22 protein-coding genes and 2 pseudogenes are annotated in these 22,947 nt (G+C 56.8%); 13 read left to right on the plus strand and 11 right to left on the minus strand.

All coding sequences use genetic code 11. The features are described 5' to 3' along the window. Positions 1 to 25: 25 nt before the first annotated feature. The 4 genes from mgtA to FHT76_RS40030 all read right to left on the minus strand — a co-directional run bounded on the left by mgtA (position 26) and on the right by FHT76_RS40030 (position 3,888). Positions 26 to 1,945, minus strand: a complete 1,920-nt coding sequence (mgtA, locus tag FHT76_RS40015; protein WP_259186811.1) for a magnesium-translocating P-type ATPase — start codon at positions 1,943 to 1,945, stop codon at positions 26 to 28. A gap of 372 nt (positions 1,946 to 2,317) precedes the next feature. Then, positions 2,318 to 2,683, minus strand: a complete 366-nt coding sequence (locus tag FHT76_RS40020; protein WP_183864924.1) for a hypothetical protein — start codon at positions 2,681 to 2,683, stop codon at positions 2,318 to 2,320. 289 nt (positions 2,684 to 2,972) lie between these two features. Then, positions 2,973 to 3,218, minus strand: a complete 246-nt coding sequence (locus FHT76_RS40025) for a hypothetical protein (protein ID WP_183864923.1) — start codon at positions 3,216 to 3,218, stop codon at positions 2,973 to 2,975. Between the two features lie 394 nt (positions 3,219 to 3,612). Continuing rightward, positions 3,613 to 3,888 (minus strand): nodulation protein, encoded by a 276-nt coding sequence (locus FHT76_RS40030; protein ID WP_259131398.1) that lies wholly within the window; start codon positions 3,886 to 3,888, stop codon positions 3,613 to 3,615. 443 nt (positions 3,889 to 4,331) lie between these two features. On the opposite strand from FHT76_RS40030, the gene FHT76_RS40035 reads away from it, so the two are divergent. After that, entirely contained in the window at positions 4,332 to 5,078 is a 747-nt protein-coding gene (locus tag FHT76_RS40035) for a hypothetical protein (protein WP_259186813.1), read from the plus strand. 65 nt (positions 5,079 to 5,143) lie between these two features. Here the strand turns inward: FHT76_RS40035 and FHT76_RS40040 are convergent, their stop codons facing one another. Further along, the gene (locus FHT76_RS40040) at positions 5,144 to 5,797 is read right to left on the minus strand and encodes an AAA family ATPase (RefSeq protein ID WP_183864921.1); all 654 of its coding nucleotides are present in this window, start codon (positions 5,795 to 5,797) and stop codon (positions 5,144 to 5,146) included. Positions 5,798 to 6,339: 542 nt separating this feature from the next. Here FHT76_RS40040 and FHT76_RS40045 point away from each other — a divergent pair. The 3 genes from FHT76_RS40045 (at position 6,340) to FHT76_RS40055 (ending at position 8,231) form a co-directional block, all read left to right on the plus strand. Then, positions 6,340 to 7,014 (plus strand): hypothetical protein, encoded by a 675-nt coding sequence (locus FHT76_RS40045; protein ID WP_183864920.1) that lies wholly within the window; start codon positions 6,340 to 6,342, stop codon positions 7,012 to 7,014. 307 nt (positions 7,015 to 7,321) lie between these two features. Then, the gene (locus tag FHT76_RS40050) at positions 7,322 to 7,708 is read left to right on the plus strand and encodes a response regulator (protein ID WP_183864919.1); all 387 of its coding nucleotides are present in this window, start codon (positions 7,322 to 7,324) and stop codon (positions 7,706 to 7,708) included. A 313-nt stretch (positions 7,709 to 8,021) separates the two neighbouring features. Continuing rightward, on the plus strand, positions 8,022 to 8,231 hold the full coding sequence (locus FHT76_RS40055; RefSeq protein WP_183864918.1) for a hypothetical protein: 210 nt from the start codon (positions 8,022 to 8,024) through the stop codon (positions 8,229 to 8,231). Positions 8,232 to 8,594: 363 nt separating this feature from the next. Here FHT76_RS40055 and FHT76_RS40060 read toward each other — a convergent pair whose 3' ends face one another. Further along, a complete protein-coding gene (locus FHT76_RS40060; protein ID WP_183864917.1) occupies positions 8,595 to 9,242 on the minus strand; it encodes a BON domain-containing protein in 648 nt (215 codons plus the stop codon). A 790-nt stretch (positions 9,243 to 10,032) separates the two neighbouring features. On the opposite strand from FHT76_RS40060, the gene FHT76_RS40065 reads away from it, so the two are divergent. The 3 genes from FHT76_RS40065 to FHT76_RS40075 are packed head-to-tail and all read left to right on the plus strand — an operon-like array spanning position 10,033 to position 13,529. Beyond that, positions 10,033 to 12,465 (plus strand): arylsulfatase, encoded by a 2,433-nt coding sequence (locus tag FHT76_RS40065; protein WP_259131393.1) that lies wholly within the window; start codon positions 10,033 to 10,035, stop codon positions 12,463 to 12,465. Further along, entirely contained in the window at positions 12,462 to 13,133 is a 672-nt protein-coding gene (locus FHT76_RS40070) for a hypothetical protein (protein ID WP_183864915.1), read from the plus strand. The genes FHT76_RS40065 and FHT76_RS40070 overlap by 4 nt, the downstream gene beginning before the upstream one ends. A gap of 45 nt (positions 13,134 to 13,178) precedes the next feature. Next, positions 13,179 to 13,529, plus strand: coding sequence for a hypothetical protein (locus tag FHT76_RS40075; RefSeq protein ID WP_259131391.1), 351 nt, complete (start codon positions 13,179 to 13,181; stop codon positions 13,527 to 13,529). Between the two features lie 239 nt (positions 13,530 to 13,768). On the opposite strand, the gene FHT76_RS40080 is transcribed toward FHT76_RS40075, so the two are convergent. Further along, a complete protein-coding gene (locus tag FHT76_RS40080) occupies positions 13,769 to 14,068 on the minus strand; it encodes a hypothetical protein (RefSeq protein ID WP_259186815.1) in 300 nt (99 codons plus the stop codon). Positions 14,069 to 14,219: 151 nt separating this feature from the next. Between FHT76_RS40080 and FHT76_RS40085 the strand changes: the two genes are divergently transcribed. Continuing rightward, the gene (locus FHT76_RS40085; RefSeq protein ID WP_183864914.1) at positions 14,220 to 14,870 is read left to right on the plus strand and encodes a BON domain-containing protein; all 651 of its coding nucleotides are present in this window, start codon (positions 14,220 to 14,222) and stop codon (positions 14,868 to 14,870) included. A 760-nt stretch (positions 14,871 to 15,630) separates the two neighbouring features. On the opposite strand, the gene FHT76_RS40090 is transcribed toward FHT76_RS40085, so the two are convergent. Further along, complete coding sequence (locus FHT76_RS40090; protein ID WP_183864913.1) at positions 15,631 to 15,867, minus strand: hypothetical protein; 237 nt, start codon at positions 15,865 to 15,867, stop codon at positions 15,631 to 15,633. A 198-nt stretch (positions 15,868 to 16,065) separates the two neighbouring features. Between FHT76_RS40090 and FHT76_RS40095 the strand changes: the two are divergent. From FHT76_RS40095 to FHT76_RS40105, 3 genes and pseudogenes are all read left to right on the plus strand, one after another. Continuing rightward, positions 16,066 to 16,386, plus strand: a pseudogene (locus FHT76_RS40095) (hypothetical protein); the annotation flags it as partial. Between the two features lie 133 nt (positions 16,387 to 16,519). Next, positions 16,520 to 17,251: a Crp/Fnr family transcriptional regulator gene (locus FHT76_RS40100; RefSeq protein ID WP_183864912.1), complete on the plus strand. Its 732-nt coding sequence runs from the start codon at positions 16,520 to 16,522 to the stop codon at positions 17,249 to 17,251. 13 nt (positions 17,252 to 17,264) lie between these two features. Next, positions 17,265 to 19,172 carry a PAS domain-containing sensor histidine kinase gene (locus tag FHT76_RS40105; RefSeq protein WP_259131388.1) on the plus strand — a complete coding sequence of 636 codons (1,908 nt, stop codon included), beginning with the start codon at positions 17,265 to 17,267 and terminating at the stop codon, positions 19,170 to 19,172. Positions 19,173 to 19,227: 55 nt separating this feature from the next. Here the strand turns inward: FHT76_RS40105 and FHT76_RS40110 are convergent, their stop codons facing one another. Both FHT76_RS40110 and FHT76_RS41605 read right to left on the minus strand, forming a co-directional pair. Then, the gene (locus tag FHT76_RS40110; protein ID WP_183864910.1) at positions 19,228 to 20,058 is read right to left on the minus strand and encodes a universal stress protein; all 831 of its coding nucleotides are present in this window, start codon (positions 20,056 to 20,058) and stop codon (positions 19,228 to 19,230) included. A gap of 244 nt (positions 20,059 to 20,302) precedes the next feature. After that, positions 20,303 to 20,482, minus strand: a complete 180-nt coding sequence (locus tag FHT76_RS41605; protein WP_183864909.1) for a BON domain-containing protein — start codon at positions 20,480 to 20,482, stop codon at positions 20,303 to 20,305. 161 nt (positions 20,483 to 20,643) lie between these two features. Here FHT76_RS41605 and FHT76_RS40115 point away from each other — a divergent pair, with 161 nt between their 5' ends. Both FHT76_RS40115 and FHT76_RS40120 read left to right on the plus strand, forming a co-directional pair. After that, entirely contained in the window at positions 20,644 to 20,970 is a 327-nt protein-coding gene (locus tag FHT76_RS40115) for a c-type cytochrome (RefSeq protein ID WP_183864957.1), read from the plus strand. Positions 20,971 to 21,201: 231 nt separating this feature from the next. Then, positions 21,202 to 21,528: pseudogene (locus FHT76_RS40120) on the plus strand (TCP-1/cpn60 chaperonin family protein); the annotation flags it as partial. Here the strand turns inward: FHT76_RS40120 and FHT76_RS40125 are convergent. Beyond that, a complete protein-coding gene (locus tag FHT76_RS40125) occupies positions 21,489 to 22,349 on the minus strand; it encodes a trypsin-like peptidase domain-containing protein (protein WP_183864964.1) in 861 nt (286 codons plus the stop codon). The pseudogene FHT76_RS40120 and the gene FHT76_RS40125 sit on opposite strands and share 40 nt — an antisense overlap. Between the last annotated feature and the right edge of the window lie 598 nt (positions 22,350 to 22,947).

Raw genomic sequence — 22,947 nt, forward strand, 5'->3', positions numbered from 1 at the left:
CCTCCATAAGCCGACCTCTCATGAATCACGCAAACCCTTTCATGGGAATCCCAAAAATAACCCGCCCGCTAAAAACCTGCCAAAGTAGTGCTAAGAAACCGACGACACGGCCACTTGCCTGCAGGAGATTGACGATGCGTTCTTTTTGAGCCGGTGTCAGCTTTGCAAATACATGAATTGAAGCCGCCGCGGTCCTGGCCGCGTGATCGTCCATTTTTTCAAGGTCGGGACCAAGAAGAACATCCTCGACTTCGATACCAACGTCACCGCAGATCTTTCGCGTGATGACCTCATTGTCTCCTGTGAGGATTTTGACCTGTACGCCGCTGGCTTTTAGCGCCGCGATGGCCTTTGGCGCACTCTCCTTCGGTGGATCGAGGAAAGAGATATACCCAAGAAGCACCATAGCGCATTCGTCCTTTACGCTGTAGTTCGTCTTTATCGCTTGCATTTCCTTGTAGGCGACCGCGACGACGCGAAAGCCGCTCTTGTTCAAGACTACAGTTTCTTTCTTTGCTGTCTCCAGGTGTCCCGCATCCAGGGTTCCAATCGTTCCCGCATCCTCGTAGTGCGTCGAGACGCTGAATATCTCCTCAACGGCTCCTTTGCAGATCAGCACATGCCTGTCTTGCCGATCGGCAACGATAACCGACAGGCGTCTCCGGGAAAAATCGAACGGTATCTCCCCGACTTTTTCGAAATGCTCGTCTACTCCAAGAGCGTCGTGCACGTCGCCATGCTCCAGAACCGCAATGTCGAGGAGATTTTTCAGGCCCGACTGGAAGTAACTGTTGAGATAGGCGTAATGCAGGACCTTCTGTGAATCCCTCCCATGCATGTCGACGTGCTGCTTCAGGATAATCTTGTCTTGCGTGAGCGTTCCAGTCTTGTCTGTACAAAGGACGTCCATTGCGCCGAGATTCTGGATGGCGTTCAAACGCTTGACGATGACCCGCGACCTGGCCATGGCCAAAGCACCTTTGGCGAGATTGATGGTCACCGCCATCGGCAGCATCTCTGGTGTCAATCCAACGCAGATAGCGACCGCAAAGAGCAGGGCTTGAAGCCAGTCCCCCTTGGTCACCCAATTGATGACAAAGACGAGGGGAGCAAGGACGAGCGTGACGCCGATCATAAGCCAAGTGAAGCGATTGATCCCACGATCGAAAGCGGTTTTCTCCTGTTGCGCTACAACCTTTTCGGCCAACGCTCCAAAGAATGTGCTGGCACCTGTCTTGATGACCAGCGCGCGACCAAACCCACTCACGACGTTTGATCCTACGTAGCAGAGGTTTTTTCGATCCAGTGGGCTTTCCATTCGATGAGGGCGACACATTGCCTGCTTTTCGACAGGCATTGTCTCCCCGGTCAAGGCGGATTGGTTCACATAGAGGTCGGTCGCCGTCAGAAGACGCACGTCGGCAGGAATAAGATCACCGGCCGAAAGTTGTATAACGTCACCTGGAACGAGATCCTCGACAGCGATCTCCTCGGTTCTGTCGATCGCGCCCTCAGGACGGTGAACGGTCGCAAGGGACCGCACCATGGCGCGAAGCTTCGCGGCAGCGTTGCTGGAGCGGTGTTCCTGGATGAAGGCCATGCCGACGGAAAGAATGACGATCGCCGATATGACGATCGCGGCGCGGATATCTCCAAGGGAATAGGATACGAGTGACAGTGATAGCAGAAGGGCGTTCAGAGGGCTATTTGCGCGCGACCAGATTTCACGGAGAACCGGCGCGCGCTGCTCATGACTGATCAGGTTAGGACCGTATCGCGCGCGCCTGAGCAAAGATTCAGAAGACGAAATGCCGTAAAAGCCCGACCGGAGCAACTCACACGCCTTTTCTTGCGAACTATCGCTGATCGTCTTCAGGTCATCGGAAACACGACCGTTGGAATGAATTGCGCTAAGAGACCGCGCCTGCACCCTCAGGTCCGCCATGCGGCTCTAGCCTCCAGTTCCTCACGCGTATGCCATTCGACGTCATTAGGTGACTTCATTTTCCCGGCTATCCATGGTCTGCATCCTGAACGATTTTCGACCGGCGTTCGAAGACCCGCGTGATTTCCTTGTTTCGGCGGCGTCTTCGTTCCTCTCGCAGGTGACACCGACGTCGCCAAACCAAGGTCCGCTGCCATCGGTCGAGTCGAGAATGTCGATTTTGACTTCATCCCGACGACCCACCTATGAAGTCCGGAAAAATATGCAGACCATTCGCCTTTCGGTTAGGCTTTGCGATCGTCCTCTCATCACCTCTAGGAACGGCCTAGTTCCAAAGTGCTTGTGTTGCTCGCAACGCATGGACTTCATGGGTTACTCCTGCTTCCGGCGCGGTGGAGCCGGAAAGAACGCTGAGACGCCGGATACTATGGTGGTGATCGCTCCAGCGATGACGATGATCCAGGTCGCTGCGACCGGATCGACGTACGGGTCGCCCACCCACGGGAGAACCATCATCCAGATCCCGAGCGCAAACTCGATCAGGGCCTCCCACCGGCCCGGAAGAAGGATGCCTCCAACCGCGATCAGCGACATTGCAATACCGGTGAGAATGAGTGCCCATGCCAATCGGTCGCCTGCTATCGGGTCACCGAACGTGGATGGCAGCAACCATTGGATCGCGAACATCGATACTCCAAGTGTGACCATCAGCGGATCCTGCCAGCCAGGTTCGTTCATCGTATCCTCCAAGGTGCGTTGAGGCTGCAACAGGATAGTTTTCTTTGATCAGATTTCATTGCGCTCGATCAAATCAGCAAGTGGCCACCCGGCAGTTCCATCCCCGCTCTAGGCAGACTGAGATCAGATGGTTCGTCTGAGGGATGTCGTGGGGTCTCTTTGCGCGGTGGCGTCAACCCCGCTGGCCCGCCTATACGGCAAGCTATTCCCGGTTTAGGCCGAGACCGGCGATCGATGTCAGCTCGGAAAGATAACATAATTGCTTTTCACGGGCGGACGGGGCGCCAATTCAACATCCCTGAGCGTAGGGCTTGAAGTCCATGGTGCCATCGCGCACCGCTTGGAGTTCATAGGGCGCGACGTAGGAATCGTCGGTCGTCAGGCAAAGCTTCTGAACGTTGATATTGCCCATCTCGTTCATGTAAGGCCGAAGCTGTGCATCGCTTAGGTGGGCGGCGCACCGATAGGTAACTTCCTTCTTGATGGAGCGATCATAGGCATCCCGAAAGCGGTTCCATACCGTCCAAGCATGCAAGGCGGCACCGGCGTAGCCGACAACGATTGATAGCCGCAGCCCTCTTTCATCCAGCGTGATCGGAAGACACGACCCACGCGACCCTCCCTCGATTGATAGCGAATCTCGCACAGATTGCGAGCAAGGAGGATCCAACTCAATACAGATTATGCGCAACGCCTATTAGCTGCAGATAGGTCAGCCATGCTGGCTTGATTTCAGGTTTCTTTAGTAGCAATATTATTGAAGGTCATTCGCAGCGTTCCAAGCTCAAGCCAAGGCGTGAAAGCGACGGAAGCGAAAAGCTAGAACCACGAGCGATCCAACGTAAGGCTCCGAGAAGTGAAATCCCTCTGGAGCCTTTCGTTTGTCTGGCCTCGCCATTCGTGGTGCGACGCTTCGCATGTCAGTATCTTCATGCGAGTTCCCGCACGACATCGGCTTCGAGTTCGGCGCAGACACTCTCGTATTCCTCGATAATAAGTTCACTCCCGGAACTGCGCCTAAAGCCATCGAGCGCAATACACGCCTCATCATATATCTCGAACAGATCGCGCAGACGCGCCGGGTCAAGAGGTCCAGCCAATGTCGCCAGTCTTGCGCGGTGTTGAGGCAGCTTGAGCATCAACCGTCGTAATCCAGATTGCGCGTTACCGCGACTACCCTCGATCTCCTCTTGATCGCTAGCCATTAGCAATCCCTCGACCCCACTGCCAAGGGTAGCGCCGCGATGCCCTTTAAAGAAGTAACTTACCGTATGCTCTATCTCCGCCTCAAATGAGGGGCTGCTGAATTAGCTGAACCTTTTGGGTGGGTTAGCATTGTTAATTCGGGACACTTTTTCGCGGCTACCGTGGCCTGTTCCCTTGCGCCTCTAGTTGTATTTTATCGGAAGGCGGACCCGATGAGAATTCACACTCCAAGCGTACACGCCGAACCATCGCCTGTTGAGGTTCTTAAACAGCTCGATCGGATCCTATCGAGTTCTGACTTTGTCATACCGGATCGAGGGCGGAGGTTCTTGGAGTTTATAGTCCACGAAAAACTGGAGGGACGAGCGAGCCATCTGAAGGCCTTCACCATCGCACAAGCCGTTTTTGAACGGGGGGTCAATTTCAATCCACAGAACGACCCTTGCGTCAGGATGCAGCAAGCCAACTCCGCAGCGCGCTCGAACGATATTATCTTACGGCGGGCGCGGCGGACGAGGTGTTGATAACGGTTCCGCGCGGCGGGTACGCCCCTTCAATGACGTTCTCCGGGAGCGTGTCCGGTATCGAAGACGTCGCAGGTGAACGGCAGGTGGATTCTGCCGCACCCGCTTCCGAGCCATCGCTCGTGCAAGCGTCCGAGCCGCCAAAACGGGAAAGCAGAATTCTCCGATGGATTCTGGTCGTGGCGGGACTAATCGTTCTTGCTGCGGTCGTGCTTGCGTCATTTGCAGAGCGGGACAACCCAGCCTTGAAAGAACCCGTGATGGTTGGTGGCAGGTCGACAATTTATGTTGAGCAATTCAGATCCGATAGCGACAGCAAGCTTTCAGCCCCCGATCTTAACGGCCTGCGGAATTCCATTATCGTCAACCTCAGCAAGTTCACAAAAGTTGCGGTGCTAGATGGCGCGGCGAACGAAGACAGTGCGGTGTATTTGCTGCAAGGAACTCTCCAGCGCGAAGGAGACGACCTGCGATCACTCGCCCGGCTCGTGCGGCAGGCTGACCGCGCCGTCGTATGGTCCGGCGACTACAACATCAACCTGAATGGCCGAAGCATGCTTGACGTAGAGGCAGCAATCGCGCGCTCCATTTCTTCGGCCATCGCGGCACCGTTTGAGGAGCGCGTCGTTTCTCCGCCTGATGGGGCCAAGGGCCAACCGCGTTAGTCGTGCGATCCATCTAACAGCGCGGCGTTGATCGGCGGCGCTCGGCAAGGTCGGCAATGATATCGCTACCTGGGGACATGGCGTTTAATCCTATCCCGAAATGGAGGGCGGCGAGCATGGCGGCCAGCCGCCCACAGCGTCATTGGCCCCGCTCCAAACAGCGGCAAAGCCATTTCCGCTCCTTCTCGCGTTCCGGGCGCGGATCGCTGGCGATATAATCGAGCCTCATTTGCAAGGCCTCGTGGTTCATCGATCCGTGAACGCAGATCAGTCCGGGGCCGACGGGGATCGGCGGCCCTTGTCGGTGATCCCTTGCCGCGCTTGTCGGCAATGGCAAGGGGCGGAGAATTCGCGAACTGGACGTATTTGAAGGTGCCATCCGCGAAATCCCTTCTAGGCTCGATATCGAAGCAATCGGCTGTCGCCCCGACCCTCCTGTATGCTTCCTCGTAGTCCTCCTCGGCGCAGACGGCTGCAATCCGCAATTTTCGGCGCGGCTTGAATGGCCCGAACTGACGCCCACAGGCTGCGAGCATGCCGAGGGCCACGGTAAAGCTCGTCTTTCCCGTAGACGTCTGAGCGACCAACTCGGAGATATGCTTTTTCATGGCAAGGCCGGGGATGAGCCATTCGCGGCGCCGTATCGCCTCGCGCGGGCCGAACGTGAATTCCCGCATCGTAACCGGGAACTGAACAATGCCGCTTCCGTCATCGGCCATCGGCGCGCCTCCTTTGGTGGCGGCACGAGCGACTATGCGCGGTTAGCGGGGAAATATTTCCAAAAAGGCAACGCTTTGAGATTCGGCGGGAGAGAGCGGCCCCGGCAATGGGGCATTTTTGGCGGGGATGGAGCGCCCGCCGCGCATATCAATACCTGCCTTGCATGCGGTCCGCCTTTCGAAGGCGTTACCGGCGGGCTTGTAGGGTGGGCGGCGGAAGGGCTATATTGAGCGGACCCAATGTTACTCTTGTTTCCTTCCGCGCCCGGCAAGCCACGCCGGGCGTTACTCTGTTATGCGGACTCCAGTTCGCGGGCGAGGCGGCGAATGCCCTCCAGCCAGCGCTCGACCTGTTTCTTGGAGTATCCCGGGCGGGAATGCTTTGAGTCCGGCATTGTCACGATAGAAGGCAAAACAGGACCATTGTCCGATCCAGATAGGACCTCAGTCCGATGTGCAATCAATAACCACCGTTTAGATTGTCATCATCTTAAACAAGCGAAGCACGCGATTTTACTCGCATATATTGATTGGACCAGACGATGCGCATCACCACATTGGCCTCCACGGCGGTACTCACCCTCGCTGTTGCAACGTTCCCGCTTGCCGTTGGTGGGTTCGACACCGTTGCGATGGCAAAAGGCGGCGGAAACGGCGGCGGGAACGGGGGTGGAAACGGTGGTGGCAGCAGTGGCGGCAGCCACGGAAGCAGCGGTAGCCGGGGAAATAACGGCACACACGGAGACAGCGGCAGCAAGAGCGGGGCTTCAACTCATGGCAACGCGAAATCTCAGGGCAACGCGAGTAAGTCTTTCAGTGACGCTGGTAGGAAATCGCAGTCCGCAAAAGCTGACAAGCCAACCACTGCTACCCAGGAGAAAAACACTGCCGCACAGCTTGCTGGTCTCAACTCGCTGAAACGGAACTACAAGGCCTATCTGCACACGTCTGACCCGAAGATGACCGCGATTGCGGCCTACGCGGTTGCCTATGCCCAGTATGAGATCGATAACGGAACTGAGCCGTCGGTCGATGACCCGATCTTGGGTGACGAGGCCTTGGAGGATGCTCTGGCATCCGCAACGAAGACAGGGCAAGTCAGCCCTGCCGTTCTTGACCAGGCAAAGGCAATCCTCGGCGTTGGCGAAGCGGACGGGAAGATCGACCAGATCCGAGGTTCGCTGGAGACTTCCGCTCCGGAAACTCCAGACGAATAAAGGGAAACCTGGTCAACAAGGCGTTGCTGATTGCATGGACCTTAGTCCAACTTGGCGCTCACGTGAGTGCAGCCTAATATGAAGCTGTCCTCTTGAGAGGATGGGCGGAAGCCTGGTGGCTGGGATCAGACATCATGCCTATGCCAGGCTTCCGCGCCGTGCTTGACGAACGTGTCCCGGCGCGGAAAAGCCGACGGACAAACTTGTCAAAAGATGAACATACTTAACGTTCAGGCTCGTGCCTGCATCGAGGCATAAAGTCGATACTCATGCATACGGCGATTTCGTTCGGACCGGGGAGCGCCAGATGAATTTCATCGACCTAGTCGGCAAGCGTGTTCTTGTGGTCGAAGACGACTACTTACAGGCAAGCAATGTAACCCTTGCGCTTGAAGACCAGGGCAGCGAGGTGATCGGCCCATTTCCTGATCTGGAAAGCAGCCTGTTGAACCTGGAGGCTAGAAATATCGATATCGCCGTCCTGGACATCCATCTCGGTAGCGATCTGGTATACCCCGTTGCAGACAGGCTGGATCAAGCACGGGTGCCGTTCGTATTTGCTACAGCCGGCAATGAAAGCGGCATTCCCGACCGTTTTTGCAGGGTTCGGCGTCTTTTGAAGCCTTTCAGCATCGAAGAACTCGCAGTGGAACTGGCCATCTTGGTGGCCGAGCGCAAAGTGACGTGGCAATAGCGGGTTTCGTCGGCACAGACAGGACCGTTCACGGACCGGACTGACCAGCTACCGAGGAAACTCGATCCTCACAGGAGCGAGATCGCCCCAAAGACCGGGCTTATTGGGACTTTTCACCTTTGCGACGCTGGCGGGAGGCCCGCTTCACCGAGGCGGCAACGATCAATGCGGTCCATAATCCGACGGAAAAGATGAGTGGCTGACCATCCAGCGAGCGCTTGCGACGGCCAAAGTGGGGGATACCATTATTCTGGCTCCCGGGCTCTGCCTGCAAGACATCAGGTCTGTTCGTCCAGGCGAGACGGGAAAGCCCGTGGTCATTCGAGGCGCCGGTGCCTCTGTGGTCAATGGCGGTGGGAGCCTACGGGCTATTGAAATCAATCACAGCTTCATCGAACTACATGATTTCGTGGTCGACGGTCATTTCACGGCAGCGGAAACGGAGGGAAGCTACCGAGACAAGCTTATCTACATGATGTGCAACACACCGGGTCCGGCACTTTCCGGGCTGCGATTGATCTGAAAGGACATCCGCAATACCGGCGACGGGTGCGTTCGGCATCGCTACCAGGCGCGGGACAACGAAATTGCCAACTCGAAAATTTCACCCTGTGGTCACTTCTATTCCGTCTACAAGGATGGCGCCAAGGACGGCGAGGGCATCAAGTCGCTGTGGCTTCTTTGGGTCCGTGTAAAAAGGAGTTTCGGTTAGAGACGGCGAGATTTTTTTGTTGGCGCCACCGGAGAAGGCATGCCAGCAAAGGGTACGGTTTGATGCATCGCCTTCACGCTCGAATTGGCGTGATTGCAGTATTAATATTCTGTGATTATGGGGCAGGAAACGGGGCGCGATGCTTTACGGCAATACCCCGAATTCCCTGACGCATTAGCCAATGCGAAGATGATCCTCCACCGACTTCACGCCGGCGGCCGACCAAGCAGCGTTCTCGGCGGCCTTGCGCTCGGATAAACGTTTGACTGTTCCATCAAGAGTGACCTTGCCATCAAGGACGTTTACTCGAATAGCTCGGGCCTCAAGTTCCGCGTCCCGTCGGAACGCTTCTTCGATCCGTCGTTTGACGTCACCGGATGTTGCCCGTGGAGCGACGGTTATAAGGTTGGAGATCCCAACGACACCGGCGAGATCGCGAATGGAATCTGCTGCCGCTTTCCGTTGATACTGCCATTCAACCTTGCCTTCGAGGGTCACCCAGCCATTCTGTACCCTTACATTAACCGCGTCCCTTGGAACCGTCGTGCGCCATGAGAGCGTACTGACTGCACGTCTGGCAATCTCGTCATCGGCCGTGATGTGTGTGCCGTAGGGGCGAACTTCTATTTCCTGAGCGATGGCATGTACACCTGTCACGCGCCGCGCCGCACGTTCGGCGGCATCCTTTTCAGCATAGGTTGCAACGTGTCCGGTGAGCGTGACGACGCCACCTTCGGCCGTAACACCAATATGTGCTGCGTTTATGCTCGGCTCGAATTCGAGCTCGTCTAACACAAATTGCCGCAGAAATACATCTGTCATGGGAAGCCTCCTTCTACGGTTCGACGTTCTAATCTTAAAAGCAACCGCGAAGACGAACTTTGACATGCCGCAAAGTGCAACATTCTTGTTTTCACATGTGAGGCATCATGTAGCTATATTTTAGGTGGTCTGTCTTCAGGCGCTATTTGGTAGAAGAGTGCGTAAGCACTCGGTTAGCCGGAACCGAAACCTTCGAACATGCAATCTCCGGACTTCTGAAGAAGAGGGTCGATTTCTTTGCGAGGCGGAGCACCTAGGCCACCGAATTGCGGAGATCAAGAACGACACCCACGCGATAGAAGGGTGTTGCATTGCTTGGGCTAGACTGTCGACCTGAACGCGGCGCAGAAACGGTATGTCATCTTCGGAAGCGGGGAACTGACGCGCGCCATCCTGCGGGAACTTAGTCGTTAGTCGGGGGACGGTGACCGTCATGTATCGAGGTTTCCCATCGTGTTTAGCGGGTGTAGAAGGGTCTCCCATAGCAGCGCGACGAGCGGAGCATCCGATCACTGAAGGATGATCGAAGCAGTAAGGTCTGGGCAAGACGGACACGCTAGCCATTCCAATCTATCTACGCGTTTCATACCTTTAGCAGCCGCTCCGCAGACCCTATCCTTGATCGATTGGAATACGGAACGAGCCGCAGAGGCTTGTCTTTGGCGCAAGACGTACGCTGTAGGGTAACACAAGCATCGCTCGACGCGGGCCCGCCTGCATGCTAGTTTAGCGGTCCCTAAAATATTGTGTGCGAGAAATCCGGTTGTGACGCTTGAGGGGAGCTGCCGAGATGACAATCGTTCGCAGTTTGCTTGTATGTGCGGGTTTGGTTGGTCTCGGATGCACAACGGGACTGACTCAGCAGGTCACCGGAACGCTGGGTTCGCCAGGCGCGACGACAACGATTACCGGACAGCAGTTGCCGCCACCTGACCCGAAATTCGGTGGCGTGATCAACCAGAAGGCATCCGAATCGACGCCATGGTGGGCCCCACGCGTCGTGCCACCCAAGGGTGCGCCCAACGTGCTGCTCATCATGACGGATGACCAGGGGTTCGGAGCGCCCAGCACCTTCGGCGGCGTTATTCCCACGCCGACGATGGATCGTATTGCCAAGGAGGGGCTTCGCTTCACGAATTTCCACTCCACGTCGCTCTGTTCACCGACGCGGGCTGCGCTGATTACCGGGCGCAACCATCATTCGGTCGGCTTCGGCGTCGTGGGTGAAATCGCGACAGGCTTTCCCGGCTACGATTCCATTATCCCGATCGAGAAGGGCACCATCGGCACCATCCTGAAGGAGAACGGATACGCCACGTCGTGGTTTGGCAAGAACCACAACACGCCGTCCTACCAGTCAAGCCAAGCCGGCCCCTTCAACCAGTGGCCGAATGGCATGGGCTTCGACTACTTCTACGGCTTCGTCGGCGGCGATGCCAGTCAGTGGCAACCGAACCTGTACCGCAACACGACGGCAATCTACCCCTTCGACGGCAATCCCGGCTGGAACCTGGAGACGGCAATGGCGGATGAAGCGATCGGCTACATCAAGCAATTGAAGGAGATTGCCCCCGGCAAGCCATGGCTCGTCTACTATGTGCCGGGCGCCACCCATGCGCCCCACCATCCGACGCCGGAATGGATCAAGAAGATCAGCGATATGCACTTGTTTGACGATGGCTGGAACAAGGTGCGCGAAACGATCTTTGCCAACCAGAAGCGGCTCGGCATCATGCCTCAGGACGCCAGGCTTACGCCCTGGCCAGATGGCCTGCCGCAATGGGATTCACTAAGTTTCGAGGAGAAGAAACTGTTCACCCGGCAGGCGGATATCTACGGTGCCTATCTCGCCTATGCCGACCACGAGATCGGACGCGTCGTCCAGGCGGTTGATGATCTCGGCGAACTCGATAACACGCTGATCATCTACATCGGCGGCGACAATGGCGCGAGCGCTGAGGGAATGGTCAACGGCACTCCGAACGAGTTCACTACCTTCAACGGTGTCTCGGTGCCGGTCAAGGACCAGTTCCTCTGGTATCCATTCTGGGGTTCGGAACGAACCTTCCCGCACTATGCTGCCGGCTGGGCCTGGGCGATGGATACGCCGTTCAAGTGGGTCAAGCAGGTACCCTCGCATTTCGGAGGAACGTCGCAGGGCGTCGTCATGTCGTGGCCCGGCCATATCACTGATGCCGGCGGTGTAAGGCGCCAGTTCCATCACGTCATTGACATCGTGCCGACCATACTTGAGGCAGCGAGCATTCCGGCGCCGGACATGATCAACGGCATTCCGCAGAGCCCGATCGAAGGTGTGAGCATGGTCTACACCTGGGACAAGGCCAACGCGAACGCCCCCACCCGGCATGACACGCAATATTTCGAGATGCTCGGCAACCGCGCCATCTATCACGACGGTTGGGTGGCTGCCACGACACCGGCCACGCTGCCGTGGGAACTCAGCACCAAGACGCCGCCTGACGTCATCACCGGCTACGACTGGGAACTCTACAACGTAGTGGATGATCCAACCCAGGCCAACGACCTTGCGGCTGCCATGCCAGAGAAGCTGAAGCAGATGCAGGACCTCTTCTACTCCGAGGCAAAGAAGTACAATGTGTTGCCGCTCGACAACTCGACACTTGCTCGCTGGAACACGCTGCGCCCAAACCTTACGGCGGGGCGCACCGAGTTCTCCTATTCGGGCGAACTGAGTGGCGTCCCTGCGACTGCGGCGCCCGACATCAGGAACAAATCCTATACTATCACCGCCGATGTCGACATTCCCGAGGGCGGTGGAGAGGGCATGATCGTCACGGAGGGTGGTCGCTTCGGCGGCTACGGCCTGTTCCTGAGCAAGGGCGACTTTGGCGTCGGACGAGGCAAGGTGGTGTTCCTCTACAACTTGCTCGACCTGAAGCGGACCATGTGGGAAGGGCCCGAGCTGGAAGCAGGCAAGCACCGGATCACCTTCGACTACAAGGCGGACGGTACCAATCTTGGTACAGGCGGTATGGGCATCCTCTCCGTTGACGGACAAGAAGTAGCTCGCAACTCGCTGGAACACGGCATCCCGGTGACGTTCCCGGAGGACGAGACCTTCGACGTCGGCCAGGACACGCGCACAGGCGTCGCGCTCGTGGAGTATCGCTATGATACGCCGTTCAAGTTCACCGGCAAGATCGACAAGCTAGTGTTCGAGCTAGGGAGGAGCAACCAATGAGCCTCAAACACACCTTCAGCACCCTTGCGGTCGCTGCGACGCTCGGCGTTCTCACATCGTCGACAGTAATAGCCGAAAACGCCATCACCGCTCCGGCGACGAAGTCCATCGGCACATCGAGCACACAGAAGACCGAACTCGTCCCCTCTCTGATCGTGATGAATTCCGATGGCGCGACCCTAAAGGGCGACACGCTGACTCTGACGAGCGTTTCCAGCAACTCAATTCTGTTTGCCGACCGGCCGGTCCGCTCCGCCGGCCATGCGCTCACCGCGCACTTGCTGGAAGAGTGGGCTCAGGGCGGTAGCTTCGAAAAGGATCCGCCGAACGCCACCGTCTCGGTGCTGAACAAGGACGCGTCCGGCGTCGAGGACGCCGTCGTCGTTCTGAAGGAACCGAAGCTCGAAGGCACGAACCTGACGTTCAAGGTGGATGTGCTGGAGGGCAACCTTGCCGAAGCAAATGGCCCGGCATCGATCTTCATCGACATCATTGGCATGCCGAGAACGCCGATGTCCTTTGCGGGCGTGGCGCGTCGCACTGCGTATCGGGGAGCCTGGTACGGTGCGGCCGCCGCCGGCGCCGCCGCAGCCACCTACGACCGCCCCTATTATCGACCCTATTATCCTCCGTCGGGCTGCGGCTATTATCCGCTGCCGCCATGTTAGTGCTGAAGCGTCGTCCTGACCGGAGTGTCAGAGAGGAGGATCGGCGTGACCAACCACACAATTGCTGTCGCGGCCATCGGTGAAATCGTGACCGGTCTCGCGTTGGTCGCAATTCCCGCGCTCGTCGGTGAGTTGCTGCTTGGGGAGGCGCTGGTGGGCGTCGCGGTCGCCGCCGCGCGCGTCGCTGGCATGGCGCTGATCGGACTGGGGATCGCCTGCTGGCGGGGTCGGCCCCTCGAAGGCATGCTCTTCTACAGCACGATCGTGACGCTGTACCTCGCCTATCTCGGTCTCGCTCACGGACCAATGGGCGTTCTGCTTTGGCCAGCAGTCGTCCTGCACGCTGTCCTGTCGGCCCTGCTGGTGCATGCTTGGCAAGAGGGTCGGGTCTCCTGAGGTGTGCATGAGGAGGCTGTGAGGAGCCATTTGCCGCCGCGTGGCGCTATTTTGCACGAGATTTAGACATGTTGGGCTTCAAAAAACGGGCCCACAATCATGCGCTTGCGCAATGGCCGAGAATGAGATCCTGAGCGGACGCGGCACCTGACGACCTACGTTCTTGGGGCAAGGGCTTACCCATGCACCAGCTGACAGTTGCGCTGCCAATTGTCCTGGTTCGAGCACGCGCTCGTCGCTCAAAGGCCCGAGGTCACGCGACATGGTTCGGCTATCTTCTTGTCGAGATCACGCCTGCGTTCGTCAGCGGCATCCAGCATCAAAGAGGTCATCGGCAAGCCCCCGCATGATGTTGTTTGAACTGGAACCATCCTGAACGATATCCCGATCGACGTGACGTCCTGCATGACAATTGTCGCGGGCGTACCACCATAGCGAGGGGAACCAACAAAGAGCTCTGTCTGGTTCGACCATTTGAGAAGGGGCTGCTCAGCGCACCGGAAAATTGTCCGCGCGGCCATGTAAGTCTCTGATTTCATGCACCGGGTTCCGGGCACATAATGCTGCACAGATGCTCGCTGAGGCGCTATTTTTGATGATTTGATCACACGCAATGTAGTGCGGTGAAAGTGAGAGGATCATAAAACGTGAGGCTTGCCCTCGATGAGTATTGTTCAATGGAGGAATGTCATGAACGATCTCGCCTTACGCCAAAATATCATCGACGAACTCGTATTCGACCCGAGCATAGATGCGGCCAATATCGGCGTCGCGGTTGAAGAGGGCGTCGTCACACTTTCCGGCCATGTCGGTAGCTATGCCGAAAAGATCGCCGCAGAAATGGCGGTAAAGCGGGTCAAAGGCGTGCGTGCCCTCGCCGAGACGCTTGAAGTCAGGTTCCAGGGCCACAAGCGACATGCAGACGACGAGATCGCGGCGCGCGCGCTGGATATCATCGAATGGGATGCGCTCTTGCCGAATGGCGCGATCGGCGTGAAAGTTCAGAAGGGTTGGGTGACGCTGACTGGCGAGGTCCAGTGGCATTTCCAGCGGGTTGCGGCAGAGCGGGCGGTTATGAAGCTCGGCGGTGTTGTGGGTGTGACGAACGTCCTCTCGATCAAACCTTCCGCCTCAATCCCCGATGTGAAGAAGCGCATTGAAGGGGCGCTCAAACGCAATGCCGACGTCGAGGCGGAACGTGTCGAAGTCGCCGTCCTGGATGGCAACGTGACCCTGAAGGGCGGCGTCACGGGTTGGCGGGAACGGACTGCCGCGGAACGGGCGGCCTGGTCGATTCCGGGCGTCGTAAGCGTGACCAACAATCTCGCGGTCCGCGGTTGATGGAGGAGCCAACAGAAATTAATACGGCCGAAACTAGCCCTGCTGGAATTGGTGGGGTTGCAATGCACGCTCGGGATGGCTTGAAATTGCTACGTTGGCTCTTCATTGACCATGCGTTGCTGCTAGTACTCATTGTGATGATCGCTGCGGTCATCAGCGTCCTTATGTATCGTCCGACCAGCGACGTGGCCCGGTCCGACTTTCACCTGCAAAGATCGATCAAAGATGGACCGTGAACGGGAGCGATCGCAATGTCGACGGCCCTAGGAAAACTGACATATAGAGAATGCCTGGACATGCTGAAAAGTGCGCACTTCGGTCTCTTGGCTTGTAGTAATGAAAACAGCCCTACGTCGTTCCTGTTTATTTCGCGTTTGAGGCGAGCGTCGCTTTTAGGGTCTTTCAATGCGCAAAGTCGACTCGATGAGACGGAACCCCAAAGTTTGCCTTCAAGTGGAAGACTGGCCATCGAAACGATGCCCGCGACGCGTCGTGCTTGAAGGACGTTGCCAGGAATTTGCCGACCTCCACGCACGGACTTTGTTGCGGCGCACAGAAACTGGTGGGAGATGGGTTCGCTGAAGCTAGACGAGGTTCCACCGGCGCATATCTCTCCGCATCTTTTCCATGGAATCTTCAGGATGATGTTTCTGGTCGAATGGCAAAGCAGATCGACTAGAACAGCAATGCTGGCCTCGGCCGAGTACGCCCTGGAACGGAACCAGTGTCCATTGGCGGCTTGGCCGAACGTGCCGAGCCCTTAGTGTATGGTGTCGGAAACGGCTTGGGTAGCGGCAGACCCTGGTGAAAGCCGCGCAATAAGGATCCCGGAAATATCGTCAACATTGACGACGCCGCGATGGTAAATCTCAATCGCCGCCACGCATACGAGGCAAGATACCGATGTATCGAGGGGTACGCAGTAGTGGCGATACCAGTTCTGCACGGCGACCGATAGTGTTTTCAGCTCCGACGATGTTAGGGCAGGCAGGGTCATCGACGCTCCTCCGGATATCGGACGTACCTTAATTGCTGATCTGCCAGAAAGACTTTGACCGATGTCAAATCATTCCTGCCGGAAGGCAATTTTCATTCTGCCATGGGCCGGTTACACCAGCGCGGCGTTCTTGGCTTTGCCAGGTCGCTCTTGGAGGCCGGCCTCGGTGCGTTCGCGCTCGCTCTCTTGCATCGCTACGCGCGACAGCCGCGGCGCGTAGACGAGCTTTTTGATTGGGTTGGCCTTTCCAGATGGCGAGACGATTGTCGCGATGTCGGGCGGCTGTTAACAAGGTGGCGATTGCCCGAGCGCTCGCCATGGAGCCATCGCTGGTTCTCGCTGGCGAGCCTACAGGCAATGTTGATACTCGCGCGGCGAGCGACGTATTCGAGTTGATGCAGACAATCGTGAAGAGGGTACAACGTCGTCAAACGTCACCCACAACCACGGCTTGCGCCTCGCTGCGATGGACTGATCGTTCGGGAACGAAAAGCTAAAAAAGGACGCAGGGTAGTATAGAAGATAACACCACGTCCGCTGTCCTCAATATGTCACAGATTGTTACAAAACTTAGACAAACTGGCACCGAAAAGGCATCCGGCCGTAACGCTAGCATTGTTTACTGCAGCCTCATGATTGGAGGGAGCAAATCATGCTGGCGAATATAAGACCGTTGTTTCAGGAAGCTGCGGCGATACGCGAGCCCTGCACGCTGGCCACACTATTTGACCGCAGTCCCCTGGAGCACGCAACGGCTGGTCAGATCGTCTTTTTTGAAGGCGATCGCGCCCTGCATCTCTTTGCCATCCGCGAGGGAAATCTGCGCGTCTGCCGGCAACTTCACGATGGACGTCGTGTGATCACGGGCTTTTTGACCAAGGGAGACATCGTGGGCGTCTCTTTTAAGAACCGCTATCTTTACAGTGCAGAGGCGTTGGACGACGTCCACTTTCAGCGCCAGACGAAAGTGGCGTTCGACCAGCAACTCCTGGCTCGTCCTGACCTGCGACCCATACTTCTCTCACAACTCTGTGACGAGGTCGCCGCCGCGCAGGATCAGATGGTCCTGTTGTCCTGCAAGAGTGCGGAAGAACGGCTTTGCAGCTTCCTCTTGGCCCAGTTACACAAGAGCACGTCTCTGGGTTTTGCCAGGGACGTGATCAGCCTCCCGATGACCCGGCTGGATATTGCTGACTACCTCGGTCTGACGATTGAAACGGTCTCGCGGACCGTTACGAAACTGGCTGGACAAGGCATTCTCTCGACGGGTCGAAGACACGAAATACGCGTATTGAAGAAGTCGGCGCTTGTACTGCGGGCTGGAGAGGGCGATGCTGACGTCGATAATGAGCTCAATGATACTCTAAGGTGCTGCCGTCATTGAAAGGTAAGGCACGATGCCAGTGGATGCCACCGTTCCGTTCGCTCCGGCGCAGGATCTCGATGTCATTGCTCGCGTATTCGATGACACGAGCGTGATCATTCATGGCGTGGATGGGGTTATCAGTCACTGGACGTCCGGTAGCGAGCGGCTTTATGGTTGGAAGCGTGCCGAGGCGGTGGGGCAAGTCGTTCACCGGCTGCTTCGTACGAAGCTGCCGCGGCCGATCGAAGACATCCGCCGGGACGTATTTGCCGGCTTATCGTGGGAAGGCGACATTGTGCATCGTCACAAGGATGGCCACCCGATGACGATCGCGACGCGATGGGTCGTTTTCGACGCGAAGTCCTCTTCACCGGTGGTCATTCAGACGAATACGGATGTTTCGGAGACCAGAAAAATCCAGGACGATCTCGCCGAACGCGAAGCGCACCTTCGATCTATCCTGGACACAGTCCCGGATTCAATGGTCGTGGTCGACGAGTCCGGATCCATCACCTCGTTCAGCAGTGCGGCAGAAAAATTGTTCGGCTACAGCTCTCGCGAAGTCATCGGCCGCAACGTTCGCATGCTGATGCCATCGCCCTTCCGAGAGGAACACGACAGGTACATCGCCGATTACCTTCGCACCGGTAGAGGCAGGATCATCGGTCTTGGGCGAGTGGTCAAGGGCCGCAAGAAGGATGGATCATTGTTTCCGATGGAGTTGGCGGTCGGCGAAGCGGTTTCGAACGAAACACGAATATTTACTGGATTTGTTCGCGACTTGACCGGCCGGCAGCGCATCGAGGAAGAGCTTAGACAGTCTCAGAAGATGGAGGCCGTAGGGCAGTTGACCGGAGGTTTGGCTCACGACTTCAATAATCTCCTAACGGTGATCAGTGGCAATCTCGAAATGCTCGAGTCGCTGTTGGAAGGCGACTACCAGCACGAACTGCTTCGCGAGGCTCAGGATGCCGTACACGACGGAGCAAAGTTGACGAGCCAGCTGCTCTCCTTCGGTCGGCGTCAGCCGCTCGAGCCGGAGAGTACCGATGTCGGTTCACTTGTGTCGGGTTTTTCTGAGCTCCTGAGACGATCGCTGGGCGAAACGATCGAGCTTCGAACGAGTATCAGGGGCAGCAAGCATATGGCCATGGTGGACAAGTCACAGCTTCAGGCCGCCTTGCTCAACCTGGCTTTGAACGCTCGAGATGCGATGCCGGGTGGTGGTAGTCTCACGCTCGACATCTCACGGGTTGAACTCGATGCGGACTACGCACAGATGTATCCGGAAGTGAAGCCCGGCAACTATATTCTCGTCGCAGTGACGGACACGGGAGAAGGAATGAGCGAGGAAGTAAAGAACCGCGCATTTGAGCCTTTCTTCACCACTAAGGGGATCGGCGCGGGGACTGGCCTTGGCCTCAGCATGGTCTATGGCTTTGTGAAGCAGCTCGGTGGACACATCCAGCTCTACAGTGAACTGGACAAGGGAACAACAGTCAGAATTTATCTGCCTGCCGTGGGTGCTGAAGTCACTCCACAGTTGGGAAAGACATCGGGCGGCGAAGACGGGGCTGGCGGAAGCGAGCACATTCTGGTGGTGGAGGATGACGAGCGTGTAAGGCGGGTCGTCGTCGCGCGGCTGGTGAATGCTGGCTATTCAGTTCTGGAAGCTCCTGATGCCACGCGTGCACTCGAACTGCTCTCAAGCACCGAGCCGATCGATCTGCTATTTACCGATATCGTCATGCCGGGCGGAATGACCGGTGACGAGCTTGCGCGTCAGGCCACGCTATACAGGCCTGACCTCAAAGTGCTATTCACATCCGGATACGCAGAGCCGAGTATAGCAAAACGTTCCCTGCCCATATCCAGCTGGCTTAAGAAGCCATATACAGCGCAGGAGCTTTCGAGCCGACTGCGCCAACTTCTCAATTGACGGTGCCGTCCGTTTTTTGAGGTCCTCCCGGCCGTCTCAGTTAGGCGATTGCTTACTAGCGTGCCAAGAACAGCGGGACAGGGCAACTCTTTAACATCGAACGGGTGACGCCGCCGAACAGTCGCTGCTTAAGTCGCGGGTGGTTATAGGCGCCCATGACCACCATGTCGGCGCCGACATCGACGGCGTGCTGGCGCAAGGCCGTATCTACGCTGAGATGTCCGCTCGCAATTCGGTCGACCTCGGCTTTTATACCGTGCCGTGAAAGAAACGTGGCGATCTCGACTCCAGGTTCCTCACCATTCGCATAGCGTCGAGCGACCGGATCGACCATCGTTACATGCACCGCCTCACATCCCTTCAGGAACTCCATTGACTGGCGTGTGGCACGCGCTGCCTCATCACTCGAATCCCAGGCGAGCAAGACCGAGGAGGGGAAAGAGCTTACTGCCTGCCGGCGAGGGTTTAGGAGAATTGGTGTCGGCGACTGGAATAGGGCGCCGTCGATAATCCGCCGCTGTAGTGCCGCGTTGCCGGCAGCCTCCGGGCCAACCAGAATGATATCAGCATAGAGGGCATGTTGGGCAATGTCGTGATCTGCCCATGCAAACTCGGTGTAAATTTCTTGAATGTCGAATGACAAGTCAGACCGTTCCAGAACTTCGCGAATTGCTGTTGCCGCTTCAGAAAGGCGATCAATTTCCTTTTGTTGTTCGTCGAGCCACGTCGTCGTCACAGGATAGACCGCAACTGGCGGAACTGCGCACATGCATATTACGACCGCATTCAGGTGGGCGCCTTGGGTCTCGCAGAACTCGATAGCTGTCTTAACGTCCGTTTCCCATTCGTCGACGCTAAAGACGCACATGACGGTATTTATGCTCATGGCTCCGAACTCCTTCTTGGATAGCTAAGAACTTACCGTATCTTGGGAACGGGTCATTGATGTCCGTCAAAATGGGATTTCAAGAACGTTCCCGCAGCAGCTGTGATCCGGATCCTGGCCTGAAACTGTGTGTTCGGAGGCGATCCAGAATCGAAGTGGGCTTGTTGACAACTGTCAATTCAGGGCGCTGGCCCGATCCGACCTCTCATGTGGTGGCCGATGTTGATATTGGTCGAGACGCCTCTTACGCCGGGAATGCTTCCGCTGCGACCCTTGCAGCATCCCGGTCAAGAGGGGTGTCAACTTTTCCGTTCAGTGTCACGAACCCTTCCTTGACCGAGATCTCGACCACTGAGGAGGAAAGCCGGGATCCGTCTGCAGTCGCGCGGATACCGCCGCACACATAGCGTCTCGCTCCAGACATTGACGAAGATCAAGGCACCTGAACAACTCTCCAGTATCATCGCGTCAATCAATAAGAGGCTTTCGATGACTTCATCTGCGCAATGGCCATTGACCGCGACACGCCAAAGTTTGCTGTGCCAGGGATGCGATCAGGTGAGTTTAACCTAGAGCGAGGGAATGATGTTGTCAGGATCCGCACAGACATGTTTTATCGCTTCAGCGACGCTCTTGGCAGCGTGCGTGGGCGGGAGTGTGGCTGCCGATCGCGGGAATGGCCAAAAGATTGCCGAACGTTGGTGCACTGGATGTCACGTCGTCTCTCCGCAGCAGCAGCAAGGCAGCGATCAAATCCCGACCTTCGCGCAAATCCGGCGGTCGGACCGTTTCGATGATCAGTCACTTTCGACCTTCCTCGCAGCCCAGCATAATTCTCGTATGCCAAATTTTTCCCTGACGCGGTCCGAGATCGCGGATCTCGTTGCGTACATCAAGGCCCATGGTCGCTGATTGCCCCATTGCTTGCCGCAATGCGTAGCTACGCTTCAATCAGAAGGCACTGACCAAACGACTGGGATATCCAACCGCGCGCGATCACCGCTCGGCGGGCCGACGACTTAGAAACTCAGTGCTGGCAAATGAAACAAGGCGTTTGAGGTGGATCAATTTCATTGGCGGCAATTCGAGTCATTGGTACGCGATGTGCCAGTCATTGTATGGGGACAATCGAGGAGATTTTCCATGCCGCACAAACAGGTTCTTTTCCATTCCGAAGCTCGAGGCAAGGTTTTGCAAGGCGCAAGCAGACTGGCCGACGCGGTGCGGATCACGCTAGGCCCTCGGTCGAAGTCGGTGCTCATTGAGAAGAAGTGGGGGGCTCCGATTGTATGTAACGACGGTGTCACCATCGCAAAAGAATTCGACCTGAAGGATACAGAAGAAAATTTGGGCGCCAGAATGCTACGCTCGGCGGCGGAAAAGACCGGTGAGGTCGTTGGGGACGGAACCAGCACGTCGACAGTTCTAGCTCATGCCATCCTGGCGGATGGCCATCGAGAATTGTTATCCTGCACCTGCACGCCAAGCTGACCTCGGCGGATTTCACCATGGGCGATGAGCTGTCGCATAATCACGCTCGCCGAATTGATGGGTACGGCGAATCCAATCCCGATGTTGGCTCCCGACGGCCCGAGGATTGCCGTGTTAATCCCCACAACTCTTCCTTCCAGGTCGACAAGGGCGCCGCCTGAATTTCCTGGATTCAAGGATGCATCGGTCTGGATGAACCCCTCTTGCGAATCCAGCCCAAGTCCGGACCGGTCGAGTGCGCTGACGATGCCGAATGTTACCGACTTGCCAAGGCCGTACGGGGTTCCTATGGCAACCACATAGTCGCCGACTCTCAAGTCGCTGGAATTTCCGAACACGGCCTCACTCAATCCGTCGACGGGGATCTTGATCACTGCCAGATCCGTCTCAACGTCCACCCCGATCGCGGCCGCGTCAAATGTTTCGCCACTGGCAAGTGTCACCTTGATCGATGTGGCGCCTTCGATCACATGATTGTTCGTGAGGATATACCCGTTCGCAGCGTCAGCTATCACCCCGGTTCCAGCCAGTTCAGAAACCGGCCCGGCGGAGGTGTCGGAGGGACGCGACTTGTTCTGGACACCCGGTGTAAGGTAAAAAGTGTCACCTTGCTCGTCATTGGATTTTCCGCGCACGGATATGCTTACGATTGCCGGGATGACACGGCTAATCATTGGCGCGAGAGAAGGTGTTATTGCTTGCCCCGCTTCAGTGACCTCAAGCGGTCCGAACACAAGACCAATTATACCAACGGCAAATACCATGCTTCTCAGCATGGAAAGAGCGTAACTTCCGGCCATTCCTGAACTCCTGTGTCACAAGCATGTGCAGGGCCAGATTGGAAAGAAGGGCACACACGCGCATTGACTAATCGCAAACTAAGCGACCGATGTTCGAGAGGAATTCACGACGTGGCATGAGGGCTGGCGCGAGGAGAATGCTTCACCATCGAAGGGCAAACCAGAGTAGTGTGGCCAAAATTAAAAATTGCGGGAACGTAAAGCATAAGCGCGGGTTCCCCCACACATTGACCAAGCGCATCGGGCCATTCCGAACGCTATCGCTTCGTCCGATGGCAGGGACTTTGCCAAAAGCGTCGAAACGTCAGCTCCCTGTTGAGGCTAAAATTGTGTTCATTAGCGCTATATTGCTTTCTTATGCTTCCAGCGGTGATGATAGCAAAGCCAATGACCGGGATACTCTCGAACCCAGCTTTCCAACCTTCTCATTCGGGGCTGTCCGGTCTTGTGGATATCTACGCTTCCATTCTCGTTGATTGGGATTGTAATCTTGGGCTCTAGTTGATCGTGCCCACTGCAGTGGTGTAACTGGACGGCTCTGGTCCCATGCTCTCCGGCGTGAGCCGGACTGATCAACGTGCCACTGCCGGCAAGCTGA

This window comes from Rhizobium sp. BK176, from assembly GCF_024808055.1.

Bases quoted from the DNA above. Each gene is read 5' to 3' on its own strand.
- mgtA (WP_259186811.1), bottom strand. From the start codon at position 1,945: ATGGCGGACCTGAGGGTGCAGGCGCGGTCTCTTAGCGCAATTCATTCC.
- FHT76_RS40020 (WP_183864924.1), bottom strand. From the start codon at position 2,683: ATGAACGAACCTGGCTGGCAGGATCCGCTGATGGTCACACTTGGAGTA.
- FHT76_RS40030 (WP_259131398.1), bottom strand. From the start codon at position 3,888: ATGGCTAGCGATCAAGAGGAGATCGAGGGTAGTCGCGGTAACGCGCAA.
- FHT76_RS40040 (WP_183864921.1), bottom strand. From the start codon at position 5,797: ATGGCCGATGACGGAAGCGGCATTGTTCAGTTCCCGGTTACGATGCGG.
- FHT76_RS40045 (WP_183864920.1), top strand. From the start codon at position 6,340: ATGCGCATCACCACATTGGCCTCCACGGCGGTACTCACCCTCGCTGTT.
- FHT76_RS40050 (WP_183864919.1), top strand. From the start codon at position 7,322: ATGAATTTCATCGACCTAGTCGGCAAGCGTGTTCTTGTGGTCGAAGAC.
- FHT76_RS40060 (WP_183864917.1), bottom strand. From the start codon at position 9,242: ATGACAGATGTATTTCTGCGGCAATTTGTGTTAGACGAGCTCGAATTC.
- FHT76_RS40065 (WP_259131393.1), top strand. From the start codon at position 10,033: ATGACAATCGTTCGCAGTTTGCTTGTATGTGCGGGTTTGGTTGGTCTC.
- FHT76_RS40070 (WP_183864915.1), top strand. From the start codon at position 12,462: ATGAGCCTCAAACACACCTTCAGCACCCTTGCGGTCGCTGCGACGCTC.
- FHT76_RS40080 (WP_259186815.1), bottom strand. From the start codon at position 14,068: ATGAAATCAGAGACTTACATGGCCGCGCGGACAATTTTCCGGTGCGCT.
- FHT76_RS40085 (WP_183864914.1), top strand. From the start codon at position 14,220: ATGAACGATCTCGCCTTACGCCAAAATATCATCGACGAACTCGTATTC.
- FHT76_RS40090 (WP_183864913.1), bottom strand. From the start codon at position 15,867: ATGACCCTGCCTGCCCTAACATCGTCGGAGCTGAAAACACTATCGGTC.
- FHT76_RS40100 (WP_183864912.1), top strand. From the start codon at position 16,520: ATGCTGGCGAATATAAGACCGTTGTTTCAGGAAGCTGCGGCGATACGC.
- FHT76_RS40105 (WP_259131388.1), top strand. From the start codon at position 17,265: ATGCCAGTGGATGCCACCGTTCCGTTCGCTCCGGCGCAGGATCTCGAT.
- FHT76_RS40110 (WP_183864910.1), bottom strand. From the start codon at position 20,058: ATGAGCATAAATACCGTCATGTGCGTCTTTAGCGTCGACGAATGGGAA.
- FHT76_RS41605 (WP_183864909.1), bottom strand. From the start codon at position 20,482: ATGTCTGGAGCGAGACGCTATGTGTGCGGCGGTATCCGCGCGACTGCA.
- FHT76_RS40115 (WP_183864957.1), top strand. From the start codon at position 20,644: ATGTTGTCAGGATCCGCACAGACATGTTTTATCGCTTCAGCGACGCTC.
- FHT76_RS40125 (WP_183864964.1), bottom strand. From the start codon at position 22,349: ATGGCCGGAAGTTACGCTCTTTCCATGCTGAGAAGCATGGTATTTGCC.